Source organism: Bradyrhizobium hereditatis, assembly GCF_020329435.1.
Lineage (GTDB): Bacteria > Pseudomonadota > Alphaproteobacteria > Rhizobiales > Xanthobacteraceae > Bradyrhizobium > Bradyrhizobium hereditatis.
On sequence record NZ_JAGKJK010000016.1, the window covers coordinates 101,554 to 114,964 of the forward strand.

Annotated in this window: 15 protein-coding genes; 6 read left to right on the forward strand and 9 right to left on the reverse strand. The window is 63.9% G+C overall.

Going from position 1 to position 13,411, the window contains the following annotated elements; translation table 11 throughout:
• Positions 1 to 12: 12 nt before the first annotated feature.
• The 6 genes from J6524_RS30070 to J6524_RS30095 all read right to left on the reverse strand — a co-directional run bounded on the left by J6524_RS30070 (position 13) and on the right by J6524_RS30095 (position 5,627).
• The gene (locus tag J6524_RS30070; RefSeq protein ID WP_225677436.1) at positions 13 to 1,131 is read right to left on the reverse strand and encodes a branched-chain amino acid ABC transporter substrate-binding protein; all 1,119 of its coding nucleotides are present in this window, start codon (positions 1,129 to 1,131) and stop codon (positions 13 to 15) included.
• Positions 1,132 to 1,299: 168 nt separating this feature from the next.
• Positions 1,300 to 2,034: an ABC transporter ATP-binding protein gene (locus tag J6524_RS30075; protein ID WP_225677438.1), complete on the reverse strand. Its 735-nt coding sequence runs from the start codon at positions 2,032 to 2,034 to the stop codon at positions 1,300 to 1,302.
• On the reverse strand, positions 2,031 to 2,423 hold the full coding sequence (locus tag J6524_RS30080) for an endonuclease domain-containing protein (protein ID WP_249789680.1): 393 nt from the start codon (positions 2,421 to 2,423) through the stop codon (positions 2,031 to 2,033). The genes J6524_RS30075 and J6524_RS30080 overlap by 4 nt, the downstream gene beginning before the upstream one ends.
• A gap of 125 nt (positions 2,424 to 2,548) precedes the next feature.
• Complete coding sequence (locus tag J6524_RS30085; RefSeq protein ID WP_225677440.1) at positions 2,549 to 3,382, reverse strand: ABC transporter ATP-binding protein; 834 nt, start codon at positions 3,380 to 3,382, stop codon at positions 2,549 to 2,551.
• Positions 3,379 to 4,698: a high-affinity branched-chain amino acid ABC transporter permease LivM gene (gene livM / locus J6524_RS30090; RefSeq protein ID WP_312002507.1), complete on the reverse strand. Its 1,320-nt coding sequence runs from the start codon at positions 4,696 to 4,698 to the stop codon at positions 3,379 to 3,381. The genes J6524_RS30085 and livM overlap by 4 nt, the downstream gene beginning before the upstream one ends.
• A gap of 11 nt (positions 4,699 to 4,709) precedes the next feature.
• Complete coding sequence (locus J6524_RS30095; RefSeq protein WP_225677442.1) at positions 4,710 to 5,627, reverse strand: ABC transporter permease subunit; 918 nt, start codon at positions 5,625 to 5,627, stop codon at positions 4,710 to 4,712.
• Between the two features lie 276 nt (positions 5,628 to 5,903).
• Here J6524_RS30095 and J6524_RS30100 point away from each other — a divergent pair, with 276 nt between their 5' ends.
• The gene (locus tag J6524_RS30100) at positions 5,904 to 6,050 is read left to right on the forward strand and encodes a hypothetical protein (RefSeq protein WP_199805515.1); all 147 of its coding nucleotides are present in this window, start codon (positions 5,904 to 5,906) and stop codon (positions 6,048 to 6,050) included.
• Between the two features lie 215 nt (positions 6,051 to 6,265).
• On the opposite strand, the gene J6524_RS30105 is transcribed toward J6524_RS30100, so the two are convergent.
• From J6524_RS30105 to J6524_RS30115, 3 genes are all read right to left on the reverse strand, one after another.
• A complete protein-coding gene (locus J6524_RS30105) occupies positions 6,266 to 6,658 on the reverse strand; it encodes a carboxymuconolactone decarboxylase family protein (RefSeq protein WP_225677444.1) in 393 nt (130 codons plus the stop codon).
• Positions 6,659 to 6,766: 108 nt separating this feature from the next.
• Positions 6,767 to 7,549, reverse strand: coding sequence for a 3-oxoadipate enol-lactonase (pcaD, locus tag J6524_RS30110; protein WP_225677446.1), 783 nt, complete (start codon positions 7,547 to 7,549; stop codon positions 6,767 to 6,769).
• 103 nt (positions 7,550 to 7,652) lie between these two features.
• Positions 7,653 to 9,008 carry a 3-carboxy-cis,cis-muconate cycloisomerase gene (locus tag J6524_RS30115; RefSeq protein WP_225677448.1) on the reverse strand — a complete coding sequence of 452 codons (1,356 nt, stop codon included), beginning with the start codon at positions 9,006 to 9,008 and terminating at the stop codon, positions 7,653 to 7,655.
• Positions 9,009 to 9,166: 158 nt separating this feature from the next.
• Here J6524_RS30115 and J6524_RS30120 point away from each other — a divergent pair, with 158 nt between their 5' ends.
• The 5 genes from J6524_RS30120 to J6524_RS30140 all read left to right on the forward strand — a co-directional run bounded on the left by J6524_RS30120 (position 9,167) and on the right by J6524_RS30140 (position 13,402).
• Complete coding sequence (locus J6524_RS30120; RefSeq protein ID WP_225677449.1) at positions 9,167 to 9,613, forward strand: SRPBCC family protein; 447 nt, start codon at positions 9,167 to 9,169, stop codon at positions 9,611 to 9,613.
• Positions 9,614 to 9,803: 190 nt separating this feature from the next.
• Entirely contained in the window at positions 9,804 to 10,283 is a 480-nt protein-coding gene (locus tag J6524_RS30125) for a (2Fe-2S)-binding protein (protein ID WP_225677451.1), read from the forward strand.
• A 53-nt stretch (positions 10,284 to 10,336) separates the two neighbouring features.
• Positions 10,337 to 11,140, forward strand: a complete 804-nt coding sequence (locus J6524_RS30130; protein ID WP_225677453.1) for an FAD binding domain-containing protein — start codon at positions 10,337 to 10,339, stop codon at positions 11,138 to 11,140.
• Between the two features lie 37 nt (positions 11,141 to 11,177).
• Complete coding sequence (locus J6524_RS30135; RefSeq protein ID WP_225677455.1) at positions 11,178 to 12,086, forward strand: AAA family ATPase; 909 nt, start codon at positions 11,178 to 11,180, stop codon at positions 12,084 to 12,086.
• Positions 12,087 to 12,199: 113 nt separating this feature from the next.
• Positions 12,200 to 13,402: a vWA domain-containing protein gene (locus J6524_RS30140; protein ID WP_225677457.1), complete on the forward strand. Its 1,203-nt coding sequence runs from the start codon at positions 12,200 to 12,202 to the stop codon at positions 13,400 to 13,402.
• The last annotated feature ends 9 nt before the right edge of the window (positions 13,403 to 13,411 follow it).

Below are 13,411 nucleotides of genomic sequence, written 5' to 3' on the forward strand. Positions count from 1 at the left end.
ATCAGCCAGTGGTTAGGAGCCCTTCGGATGGATTTCGGCGTAGTTGCCCTTGGCGTCCCACTTGTAAACGACGTAGTCGATCACCTTGATGTCACCCTTGGCATCGAAGCCCAGCTTGCCCAGCACGGTGTCCCATTCGCCGGCCTTGATGGTCTCCATGACCTTCTTCGGCTCGGTGGTCTTTGCCTTCGCCACCGCCTGCGTCCAGACCTGCATCGCGGCGTAGGTGTAGAGGGTGTAGCCTTCGGGATCGATGTTCTTGCCCTTGAACTTCTCGACGATCGCCTTTGCGGTCGCCTTGTTGCGCGGATCGGGGCCGAAGGTGAACAGCGTGCCCTCCGCGGCCGGACCGGCGATCGAGGCGAACTCCTTGTCGTTCAGCGCGTCGCCCGCCATCAACACCGTCTTGAGGCCCTGGTCGCGCATCTGGCGCAGAATGAGGCCGGATTCTTGATGATAGCCGCCGACAAAGACTAGATCGATACTGTCGCGCTTCAGGCGCGACACGATCGCGTTAAAGTCCTTGTCGCCCTTGTTGTAGGACTCGAACATCTTTTCGGTGACGCCGGCCTTGTTGAGCGCCTTCTTGGTTTCGTCGGCGAGACCCTTGCCGTAAGTGGTCTTGTCGTTGAGGATGGCGATGTTCTTGCCCTTGTAGTTCTTGACGATGTAATCGGCGGCAACGAGGCCCTGCTGATCGTCACGGCCGCAGACGCGCGCCACGTTCCACAGCTTGCGCTCGGTGAATAGCGGGTTGGTCGAGGCCGGTGTGATCTGCAGCACGTTGCCGTCGGCATAGGCTTCCGACGCCGGGATCGACGACGACGAGCAGAAGTGGCCGGCAACGAACGGGATCTTGGCGCTGGCGAACTTTTCCGCGACCGAGCGTGCCTGCTTGGGATCGCAGGCATCGTCGCCGATCTGCAGCGCGAGCTTCTTGCCGAGCACGCCGCCGGCGGCGTTGATATCGGCCACGAATTGTTCGGCGCCGTTCTTCATCTGCCGGCCGAATGCGGATTCGCCGCCCGTCATCGGGCCCACCACTGCGATGGAGATGTCCTGCGCCAGCGCGGTGGTCGACAGCGCCAACGATGCGCCCAATGCCAGGCCGATGAGTTTCAGTGATTTCATGAGAGATCCTCGCAGGTCAGTCGATTTCGGGAAATACCCGGGCAGGCCGGGTACGAAAATCACGCCCATTGTCGGCTGATTTTACCGCGAAGTCATCGGCAAATTTCGGGCAAACCCATAGTCCGTTCGCCGCATCTTGCCGCAGCACGTTCCGGGGAGGTGGGCGCGCTACTCCCGCCGGCCGCCTTCCAGATAGGCGGCGCGGATCTCCGGGCGCTGCAGCAATTCGCTGCCGGTTCCTGACAAGGTGATCAGGCCGTTGACCATGACATAGCCGCGATGGGCCAGTTTCAGCGCATGGTTGGCGTTCTGTTCGACGATCAGGACGGTGAGGCCGTCCTGCCGGTTCAGCGTTCTGATCGCATCGAAAATCTGCCGCGCGATCAGCGGGGCGAGCCCGAGCGAAGGCTCGTCCAGCATCAGAAGGCGCGGCCGGCTCATCAGGGCTCGGCCGATCGCCAGCATCTGCTGCTCGCCGCCGGACAGCGTGCCGCCACGCTGGGTCATGCGTTCCTTGAGCCGCGGGAACAACGCGAAGACGCGTTCCAGGCCGCTCGCGCGATCGGCCTCGCTGCTGTCGGTCGCATCAGCGCCCATCTGCAGGTTTTCCGCCACGCTCATGCGCGGGAAGATGCGGCGCCCCTCGGGCGACTGCGCGATGCGCAGCCGCGCAATCTCATGCGTAGGCACGCCGGTGATGTCACGGCCATCGAACTCGATGCGGCCGGCGCGGGCGCGCGGCCGGCCGAAGATCGTCATCATCAGCGTCGACTTGCCGGCGCCGTTGGCCCCGATCAGGGCGACAATTTCCCCGGCATTGATGTCGAGGTCGACACCCTTCAGCGCCTCGATCTTGCCGTAGGCCGCGCGCAGCGAGCGGATCGCGAGCAGGGGCTGGGTCATGACTCGTCCCCCTTGCCGCCGGGCGCAAACGTCTCGGTTCTCCCTCCCCCTGAAAGGGGGAGGGTTGGGGTGGGGGTAGCCGCCGCTTGCGCGAGCCTCTCGGTATGCGCGAGCAGGTCGCTGAGCACGCCCTCGAGATTCAACAGAACATCATTGTTCCAGTAGCGGACAACGGTGACACCCCTCTCGGCAAGCCACTGCGTTCGGCGATCGTCGGCTTCCTTCATTTGTTCGGCGTGCTGTCCGCCGTCCACTTCGACGGCCAGGCGGAGCGGTGGACAATAAAAATCGACTATGAACGGTCCGACCGGGTGCTGCTTCCTGAAAGAAAAGCCATTGAGCTGGGCGCGGCGCAACGCAAGCCATAACTTTGTTTCTGCGTCGGTCATGTTTGCGCGGAGATTTCGTGCGCGCGCGGTCACAGCTTTCGTGCGGGAAAAGCGTGACCCCCACCCGCCCGCTTCGCGGTCGACCTCCCCCTTGCAGGGGGAGGTCGGTTTATCGCGTGACACGCTCACGTGCCGCTCTCCATCACCGCGATCGCTTCCTCCTCGTCGCTGCCGAGATAGGCGGCGATCACCTTGGGATCGTCGCGGATCTCTCTTGGCGTGCCCTCGGCAATCTTCAACCCGTGGTCCATCACCACGACATGGTCGGAGATTTCCATCACCACGCTCATGTCGTGCTCGATCAGGAGGATCGAAGTGCCATGGTCGGCGCGGATCGAAAGCAACAGTTCGCTCAAGGCCGCGCTCTCGCGCGCGTTCAGGCCGGCGGCCGGCTCGTCCAGGCAGAGTAGCGCGGGCTGGGTGCACATCGCGCGCGCGATCTCCAGGCGCCGCTGGTCGCCATAGGGCAAATTGCCGGCGGCATCGTCGGCGCGATCCAAGAGACCGATACGGTCGAGCCAGGTCCGCGACAGATCGATTGCGGCCTGTTCGGCGTTGCGCCAAGACGGCGCGCCGATCAGTCCAAGGAACGTCAAGCCAGAGGCGCGCATCAGCGCATTGTGCTGCGCCACCATCAAATTCTCCAGCGCCGTCATGCCGGGAAACAGGCGGATGTTCTGGAAGGTGCGCGCGACCCGGGCCAATTTGGCAATCCGGAAATCGTTCAGCCGTTCGAGCTGGACGGCTTTGCCGTCATCATGCGTCAGGCAGATGGCGCCCGAGGTCGGCTTGTAGAAGCCGGTAATGCAGTTGAAGACCGTGGTCTTTCCGGCGCCATTCGGCCCGATCAGCGCGGTAATCTTGCGCCGCTCGGCGTCGAAGGAGAGGTCGTTGACGGCGACGATGCCGCCGAAGCGCATCGCCAGCCGATCGACGGTGAGGATGGGAGCGCCGCTCATCCGTGGCCCTCCTTCACGAGGTCGGACGAGATCGCCTCTTTGCGCGCGAGGAACACGGTTGGTGCGCGATGGCCGACCAGGCCGCGCGGCCGCCAGATCATGAGCAGCACCATCGCCATGCCGAACACCAGCATGCGGTACTGGTCGAGCCCGCGGAACAGCTCGAAGCCGCCGATCATGGTGAGCGCGGCCAGCGCCACGCCGAGCTGCGAGCCCATGCCGCCCAGCACCACGATCGCCAGCACCAGCGCCGATTCATGGAAGGTGAAGGACTCCGGGCTAATGAAGCCTTGCCTGGTCGCGAAGAACGCGCCGGCTAAACCACCGAACATCGCCCCCGTCGCAAATGCCGTGAGCTTGGTCGTGGTAGTGTTGATGCCAAGTGCGCGGCAGGCAACCTCGTCTTCGCGCAACGCCTCCCAGGCGCGGCCGATGGGCAGGCGGCGCAGGCGGATCGTGACCCAGTTGGTGAGCAGCGCCAGCGCCAGGATGATGTAAAACAAAAATACAATGCGATGGGTCGGCGAAAATTCGATGCCGAGCAGCGCCGCCAGCCCGTCGTCGGCAGGCGTAAGGGGAATGCCGAACAGCGTCGGGCGGGGAATGCCGGTGACCCCGTTCGGTCCGCCTGTCAGCGTCTGCCAGTTGATCAGGACAAGGCGGATGATCTCGCCGAAAGCGAGCGTCACGATAGCGAGATAGTCGCCGCGCAGCCGCAGTACGGGAAAGCCGAGCAGCACACCCCAGAACGCCGCTAGAATGCCGGCGAGCGGCAGGCAGATCCAGAACGACAGCCCGAAATTGGTGGCAAGCAGCGCGTAGGAGTAGGCGCCGACCGCGTAGAACGCGACATAGCCGAGGTCGAGCAGGCCGGCGAGGCCCACCACCACGTTCAGTCCCCATCCGAGCATCACATAGGTGAGCACGAGGATGGCGAGGTCGAGAATGTAGCGCTCGTCGTAGAACAGTACCGGCACCAGGAACGTGAACACCAACAGGGCCGGGGGCAGCAGCCGCCCGGCGAGCGACAGCGCGTTTTGCACCGGTGCCGGCATCACCTTGCCGGCATCGACCGGGCCCCACCATTGCCGCAGCAATTCGATAAGGATGCTGCCGCCGAACACGGCCGCCACCATGACGGCGAGGTCGCCAAAACGCGTCCAGTAGGTCAGTTGTCCGTCGGGACCGGCTTCGGTGCGAATGCCGATCATCAGCGAGAAGAGTACCAGCGCGACCAGCGCGCTGATCAACGATTTCTTGAGGATGAAAGCGGCGCCAGGGGTGCGCGAGGTTTGGGCGGCGGGGGTCGCGGTCACGCGGCAGCCCGTCAGACTTTTTCGACTTCGGGCCGGCCGAGCAGACCGGTCGGAAGGAAGATCAAGACCACGATCAAAATCGAGAACGCCGCAACGTCCTTGTATTCGACGGAGAAATAGGCCGACCACAGCGTCTCGATCAGCCCGATCAGAAGACCGCCCAGCATCGCGCCGGGCAGGGAGCCGATGCCGCCGAGGACAGCGGCGGTAAACGCCTTGATGCCGGCGACGAAGCCCATGAAGAAGTCGACCAGCCCGTAATAGAGCAGGTACATCATGCCGGCCACCGCGGCGAGCGCCGCCCCGATCACGAAGGTCATGGAAATCGTGCGGTCGACGTCGACGCCGAGCAGCGCCGCCATGGTCTGGTCCTGCTCGCAGGCGCGCATGTCGCGGCCGAGCCGCGTGCTCGATACCAGCCAGGTGAACAGCGCGAGCAGCACCACGGTGGTGACGACGACGATGATCTGGATGTTGGAAAGCTGCACGATGAAGCCTTCGGCGCCCTCATGTAGCGTGTAGCCGCCGGTGATGATCGGCGGCACCGGCTTGACGCGCGCACCCTGTGCTACCTGGGAATAATTTGTCAGTACGAACGACATACCGATCGCGGAGAGCATCGGCGCGAGGCGGAAGGAATGCCGCAGCGGCCGGTAGGCGATGCGCTCCACCGTCCAGCCATAGAGCGCAGTGATCGCCATCGACACCAGCAGCACGACCAGCAGGATCAGCGGGATGGCGGTGAGCCCGAACGAGACCAGGATCAGGAAGGTGATCAGGGCGATGAAACCGCCTATCATGAAAATATCGCCATGGGCGAAATTGATCATGCCGACGATGCCGTAGACCATCGTATAGCCGATGGCGATCAGGCCGTAGATCGAGCCGAGCACAAGGCCATTGATCAGTTGCTGAGCGAAATAATCCATGCGCTGCCGTTTTTTGTTTGAGGACGCGGCGAGAGCTCCGGCAGCCCATGACGACGCGTCGTGTCGTTTTTCTAACAGGTGGGAACCGGGGGCGGCAACAGCGCCAGGTGCGGCTTAATCGGCTTGTACAGAGCTAGTTTGCGACAGTGGTTCCAGTGCCACGGTCCGGCCACGCCTTTGCCTTGCGATCATCGCAAGCGGAACCGCTGTTCCGTCGCAACCATCCCGGCGGGGCTTCGTTAAGTCCGACTGCGTCTAAACAACGGAGGTCCCTCGATGAACAAGATGAACCAGAACCCGGGTCAGCAGAACCAGAATCCGGGTCAGAAGCCTGGTCAGCAGCAGCAAGGCGGCGGCCAGAAGCCGGGCCAGCAGCAGCAGGATCCAGGCCGTCAGGGACAAAACCCGAGCCAGGACCGCTAGCCGGACTGGTCGGATAGAGACTTAAGAGGTCCCGTCGAAAGGGCGGGACTTTTCTTTTGTGCACGCTTCGTGTCCCGGACGCGGCGCAGCGCCGCTTGGCGGTGCGACGCAGAGCCGGGACCCCCATACAGGCACCCCGATGCGGCCACCTGGGTCCCGGCTCTGCGTCGCGTCATTTCATGCCGCGCCGCGTCCGGGACACGCGCGTGGCCCAGCTACCCCTTCATCAGACCGAGTTCCGCGATGATCGCATTCGCTTCCTTGACTGCATGGTTGGCCGCCGGCACGCCGCAATAGATCGCCTGCTGCAGCAGGATTTCCTTGATGTCATCAGGCGTGAAGCCGCCTTCCGCCAGCGCCGCGCGGACATGCAGGCGGAATTCATCCCACTGTCCCAGCGCCACCATGGTGCCGATCACGAGCACGCGGCGGGTGCGGTGGTCGAAATGCGGCCGGGTCCAGATGTCACCCCAGGCGTAACGGGTGATCAGGTCCTGAAAATCGGTGTTGAACGCGTTGCGATTCTTGATCGACTTGTCGACCCATTCATTGCCGAGCACCTTGCGGCGCTGAGCCATGCCGTCGTCGCGGCGCTTGTTGTCGTCCATCAGTGTCTCCTCCCGTCATTGCGAGCGAAGCGAAGCAATCCATATCGCCACTCGGGATAGAATGGATTGCTTCGTCGCTTGCGCTCCTCGCAATGACGTCCTTGGTTGTCAGCGTTGCGTCAGAAAACCGATCACCGCCTCGGTGAAGGCGTGCGGCTGCTCGACATTGGAAATATGCGCGGCGTCGAGGATGGTCATGCTCGCGCCGGGAATCCGGCTGCGCATGAATTCTCCGTCCGCGATCGTGGTCGACATGTCGTGACGTCCGGCGATGACGAGCGTCGGGCTCTTGATCTTGGGCAACAGCTCGCGCTGGTCGAGCGTCGACAGCGCCTCGCAGCAGGCGATGTAACCCTCGACTGGCGTCGTCAGCATCATCGCCTTCATGTTGGCGGCGACCTGCGGCTGCCGCTCGCGAAAATCGGCGGTTAGCCAACCCGCCAGCACGGCATCGGCCACCGCGGCGATGCCGCCTTCCTTCACCGCCTTGATGCGGTCGTTCCAGCGCGTCGGATCCGGGTAATAGCAGGTGGTGTTGGCCAGGATGATTTTGCCAAACCTGTCGGGCGCGTTGGCCCCGAGCCATTGCCCGACCATGCCGCCCATCGACAGTCCGCACCAATGCGCTTTCGCAATGTTGAGATCGTCGAGGATCGCCAGCACGTCGCGGCCGAAGCGTTCCAGCGAGTAGGGGCCGGGCGGCACGCTCGACTTGCCGTGGCCGCGCCGGTCGTAGCGGATGACGCGGAACACTTGCGTCAGCGCTTTCATCTGCGGCTCCCACATCTGCATGGTGGAGCCCAGCGAATTCGACAGCATCAGCGTCGGTCCGCCGTCGCGGCCTTCGACGGATACGTTGAGCAGGCACCCGTCGGCGTTGATCATCGGCATGTTCCAAAACCTCCACTGTCATGCGCGGACTTGATCCGCGCATCCATCCAAGAAAGAGTCATTTCAGGATGGATGGATTGCCGGGTCAAGCCCGGCAATGACATCAACCGTTGTCCAGTGAAGCAAGCAAACGGTCGATCAGCGCTTGCGAAGCGCCCTGATAGGCCATCGGCTCGAACAGTTTTGCGATTTCCTCGTTGCCGAGCTCGGCGATGACCTTGGCATCCGCGCACAGCACGTCGCGCAGATGCTTCTTGTCCTTGACCGCCTGCTTGCTCGCCGTCTCCACCAGATGATGCGCATCGCTCTTGCCGATCTTTTCAGCGAGCCGCATCGCCACCGCTTCCGCCATGATCAGCCCATGGGTCGCGTCGAGATTCTGGCGCATGCGCGCGGCGTCGACTTCCAGCCCCTCCGCGATGTCGACGATTGCGGCGAGCGCGCCCGAGGTGACGAGCATCAGCGTCGGCAGCGTCGGCCATTCCGCGTGCCACGGACCAGCGCTGCGCTCATGCTCCTGCACTTGTGCGGCAAGGATGGTGGCCGCGAGATTCGGCGCCATGGTGGCTGCGGCGAGCGCGCTGGCGGCCGCGACGGGGTTGCGCTTGTGCGGCATGGTCGAGGAGCCGCCGCGGCCTTCGCCCGACGGCTCAAAGGCCTCACCGACATCGGTCTGCATCATCAGCGAAATGTCGCGCGCGATCTTGCCGCAGGTGCCGGCAAGAATTGCGAATACCGACGCCGCCTCCGCGATACGGTCGCGGTGGGTGTGCCAGGGCGCGTCGGGCAAGGGCAGCTTCAGCTCTTCGGCCAGCCTTTGCGCGACTTGCAGTCCCTTGTCGCCGAGCGCGGCGAGTGTGCCGGCGGCGCCGCCGAACTGCAGCGCCAGCGTCTCGCTGCGCAACCGCTTGAGCCGCAGCTTCGAGCGGTGCAGCGCTGCGGCATATTCGGCGAGCTTCAATCCGAACGGCATCGGCAGCGCATGCTGCAGCCAGGTGCGGGCGACCACCGGGGTATCGCGGTGCCCGCGCGCCAGCCCGGCAAAGCCTGCGATCGCGTGATCGATGTCGGCGAGCAGCACATCGATACCGGCGCGAAGGCCGAGCATGGCGCCGGTGTCGATCACGTCCTGGCTGGTCGCGCCCCAATGCACATAGCGCGCCGCGTCGGCATGCGCCTTGGCGACATCAGACGTCAGCGCCTTGACGAGGGGGATCGCCAGATTGCCGGATTTGGTTGCCGCCTCGGCCAGCGCGGCGAGTTCGAATGATTCGGCCTTGCACGCATTCGTGATCGGCATCGCCGCGCTGGCCGGAATCACTCCGGCCGCGGCCTCAGCGCGCGCGAGCGCGGCCTCGAAATCCAGCATGTTCTGCAGGCATGCGGTATCATTGCATACCGCGCGCATCGCGGCGCTTGACAGCATCGGGGCAAACAAAGGGGATAGGGACGTGCTCATCTGTGCGACCTAACCATCCCGGCCTATCCATGCCAATGCCCTTGTCGCCTTTGCACGTGTTGCAGGTGCGAATTTGAATTGCTTTATCGCCCTTCCTTTTGCCGCGGGCGTGCTTTACTTGGAGAGACCAGGTTAGAGTGATCCAGGAGGGCAGTCCCATGGCCATGACGATGAACGGCGAAGTCCAGCTGGCGGCGTCGCGCGAGGCCGTGTGGGCCAAGCTGAACGATCCGGAAGTCTTGAAGGCCTGCATTCCCGGCTGCGAGGAGCTGGAAAAGACCGACGAGCACGGCTTCCGCGCCGTCGCCAAGATGAAGGTCGGGCCGGTCTCCGCCCGCTTCAGGGGCAAGGTCATGCTGAGCGATCTCGACCCGCCCAACGGCTACAAGATCACGGGCGAAGGCGAGGGCGGTGTCGCCGGCTTTGCCAAAGGGGGCGCCACGGTCGCGCTGACCGAAAAGGATGGCGGCACGCTGCTCAGCTACAATGTCGAGGCGCAGATCGGTGGCAAGCTCGCCCAGCTCGGACAGCGCCTGATCAACGGCGCGGCCAAGAAGCTGGCTGACGAATTCTTCGCCAATTTCGGCAAGGCCGTGCAAGGCTGATATCGACCTGGCCAAGGCTGATTCCCGTCGCGCCGGCCCCGCCGATCCGGCCCGTCAAGTCACTCAGGCCATGCCCCAGGCGAGGGGCTCCTGAGGTTGCTCATTATCGGGAGGGCCCATATTATGACCTTTGGAATGACTATAAACGCCTGCGCCGCCGATATGCGGCAGTGCAGCTAAGAGAGTGCTGATGGCCAAGATTTCCTTGATCGTGAACGGTAATGCCGTAAACGCCAATATCGATCCCCGCACCCTGCTGGTCCAGTTTCTGCGGGAAAATCTCCGCCTGACGGGCACCCATGTCGGCTGCGACACCTCGCAGTGTGGCGCCTGCGTCGTGCATCTCGATGGCAAGGCGGTGAAGTCCTGCACCACGCTCGCGGTGATGGCCGACGGCCACGAGGTCCGCACCATCGAGGGACTGGCTGCCGACGGCGCGCCGCTGCACCCGATGCAGGAAGCCTTCCGCGAGCATCATGGTTTGCAGTGTGGCTTCTGCACCCCGGGCATGATCATGACCGCCGTCGATCTGGTCAATCGCAAGGGCCACGATCTCTCCGACGAGGTCATTCGCGAAGAGCTTGAAGGCAATCTGTGCCGGTGCACCGGTTATCAGAACATCGTCACCTCGATCGCCGCCGGCGCCAAGGCGATGGCCAAATCCGCTTAACCGCAAAGTTCGCTTAGTCGATTTTCATCGCGACCCGCGATCAGGAAGTTCTCATGTACGAATTCAAATATCATCGTCCGGCGACCGTGCGGCAGGCCGCCAATCTCCTGGTGAAGAACGAGGACGCCAAGGTGATCGCCGGTGGCCACACGCTGGTGCCGGTCATGAAGCAGCGCCTCGCCAGCCCGCCGCATCTGATCGATCTCTCCCATATCGAAGGCTTAAACGCCATCGAGATGAAGGGCCGTTCGCTGGTGATCGGCGCGACAGCCACGCATGCTGACGTCGCCAACTCGGCGACCGTGCGCGAAGCGATCCCGGCGCTCGCCGAACTCGCGGGCGGAATCGGCGATCCTGCGGTGCGCCACAAGGGCACGATCGGTGGCTCGCTCGCCAACAACGACCCGACCGCGGATTACCCCGCTGCCGTGCTCGCGCTCGGCGCCACCATCGTCACCAACAAGCGCCGCCTCAAGGCGGAAGAGTTCTTCCAGGGCCTGTTCTCGACCGCGCTTGAGAGCGACGAGATCATCACCAAGGTGATGTTCCCGCTGCCGAAGAAGGCGGCCTACGTCAAATTCCGCAACCAAGCATCCCGTTATGCGTTGGTCGGCGTGTTCGTCGCCAAGCGGCCGTCGGACGTGCGGGTGGCGGTGACCGGCGCGGGCTCGGAAGGTGTGTTCCGTGCCACCGCGTTCGAGGAGGCCTTGAAGAAGCGCTTCTCGCACAAAGTGCTGGACGGCATTACGGCCTCGCCCGAAGGGCTCAACAGCGACCTGCACGGCAGCGCCGAATACCGCGCGCACCTGATCGGCGTGTTGACGCGACGCGCGGTCGAAGCGGCGACGGCGAAGTAGATTTGCCGAATTCCGGCCCATCAAGATTGGCTATCCCATGAGTACATCGGCGCTGCCCAAATCCGTCGATGGAATGCTCGAACTCCTGAACGCGCGCGGCTATTTCGCCGAGCGGTCGCTGGCGACGGTGGCCTATCTGTCGCTGCGCATGGGCCGGCCGCTGTTTCTCGAAGGCGAGGCGGGCGTCGGCAAGACCGAAATCGCAAAGGTCCTGTCGGCCGCGCTTGGGCGCAAGCTGATCCGCCTGCAATGCTATGAGGGCCTCGACGTCGCCTCCGCCGTCTACGAGTGGAGCAGCGCCGCGCAGATGATCGCGATCCGGCTGGCGGAAGCCGCCGGCGACACCGATCGCGAGCAACTGTCCTCGGATATCTTTGCCGAGCGTTTTCTGATCAAGCGCCCGTTGCTGCAGGCGCTGGAGCCTGACGTCGCCGGTGCGCCGGTGCTCTTGATCGACGAACTCGACCGTGCCGACGAGGCGTTCGAGGCGTATCTCCTCGAAATCCTCAGTGACTTCCAGGTCACGATCCCCGAGTTCGGCACCATCAAGGCGCCGCAGCCGCCGATCGTCATCATCACCTCGAACCGCACCCGCGAGATCCACGACGCGCTGAAGCGCCGCTGTCTCTATCACTGGGTGGATTATCCCGAGACCGAGCGCGAGCTGGCGATCGTCAAGTCGCGGGTACCAGGCATTTCCGCAAAACTGTCGCAGCAGGTCGTCCACTTCGTGCAGGCGCTGCGCAATCAGGACTTCTACAAGTCGCCGGGCGTCGCCGAGACCATCGACTGGGCCACCGCGCTGACCGAACTCGACGCCCGCTCGCTGACGCCACAACTGGTCGGCGACACCCTGGGCGCGCTGCTCAAATACCAGGATGACATCGCGCGGATGCAGGGCGACCCGCTGCAGAAGGTTGTGAAGGAAGCGACAAGCGAGACGTAGCTGTCGTCATTCCGGGGCGCACGCAGTGTGAACCCGGAATCCCGAAATTGTAGCGCGAGAGATTCCGGGTTCACGCTTCGCGTGCCCCGGAATGACGGAAGTGGATAGCGCAAATGCCTATCGATCATCTCAACCCGCCCACCGGCCACATGGCCGACAATGTCGTCGGCTTCGCCCGCGCGCTGCGCGCAGCCGGGATTCCCCTCGGCCCCGGCGCCGTCATCGACGCACTCGACGCGCTGCAGCTGATCGAGATCGGCCACCGGGCGGACGTCTACACCACGCTGGAAGCGATCTTCGTCAAGCGCCACGAGCACGCGCTGATCTTTGCCCAGGCCTTCGACCTGTTCTTCCGCGCCGCCGAAGACTGGAAGCACATGCTGGATTCGGTGCCGCTGCCGGACCACGCCAAGAAGAAGCCGCCGCCGGCCTCCCGCCGCGTGCAGGAGGCGATGGCGCAGCCCTCGATGCGCGAAGAAACGCAAGAGGCCGAGCAGCAGGAACTGCGGCTGTCGGTCTCAGACAAGGAGATCCTGCAGAAGAAGGATTTTGCGCAGATGAGCGCGGCCGAGATCGCCGAAGTCACCCGCGCGATCGCCAATATGAAGCTGCCGCAAGCCGAGCTGCGCACCCGCCGCTACCAGCCCGATGCCAAGGGGCTGCGGCTCGACATGCGCCGCACCCTGCGCAGCAGCCTTCGCACCGGCGGCGAGATCATCGACATCAGGAAGCTCGGCCGGATCGAGAAGCCGGCGCCGATCGTGGCGCTGCTCGATATATCCGGTTCGATGAGCGAATATACCCGCCTGTTCCTGCATTTCCTCCACGCCATCACCGACGCCCGCAAGCGCGTCTCCGTGTTTCTGTTCGGCACGCGGCTCAGCAACGTGACGCGCGCGCTGCGGGCGAAGGATCCCGACGAAGCCTTGGCGAGCTGCTCGTCCTCGGTCGAGGACTGGGCCGGCGGCACCAGGATCGCGACCTCGCTGCACTCTTTCAATAAATTGTGGGCCCGCCGCGTGCTGAGCCAGGGCGCCATCGTGCTGCTGATCTCGGACGGGCTGGAGCGCGAGGCCGACGCCAAGCTCGCCTTCGAGATGGACCGGCTACACCGCTCCTGCCGCCGCCTGATCTGGCTCAATCCGCTGTTGCGGTACAGCGGCTTCGAGGCCAAGGCGCAGGGTATCAAAATGATGCTGCCCCACGTTGACGAATTCCGCCCGGTGCATAACTTGACGTCAATGGAAGGGCTGATCGAGGCGCTTTCGGCGCCGCCCCCGCCGCACCACATGAGCCGCATCCGCTCGGCAGCTTGAAGGAGGGCC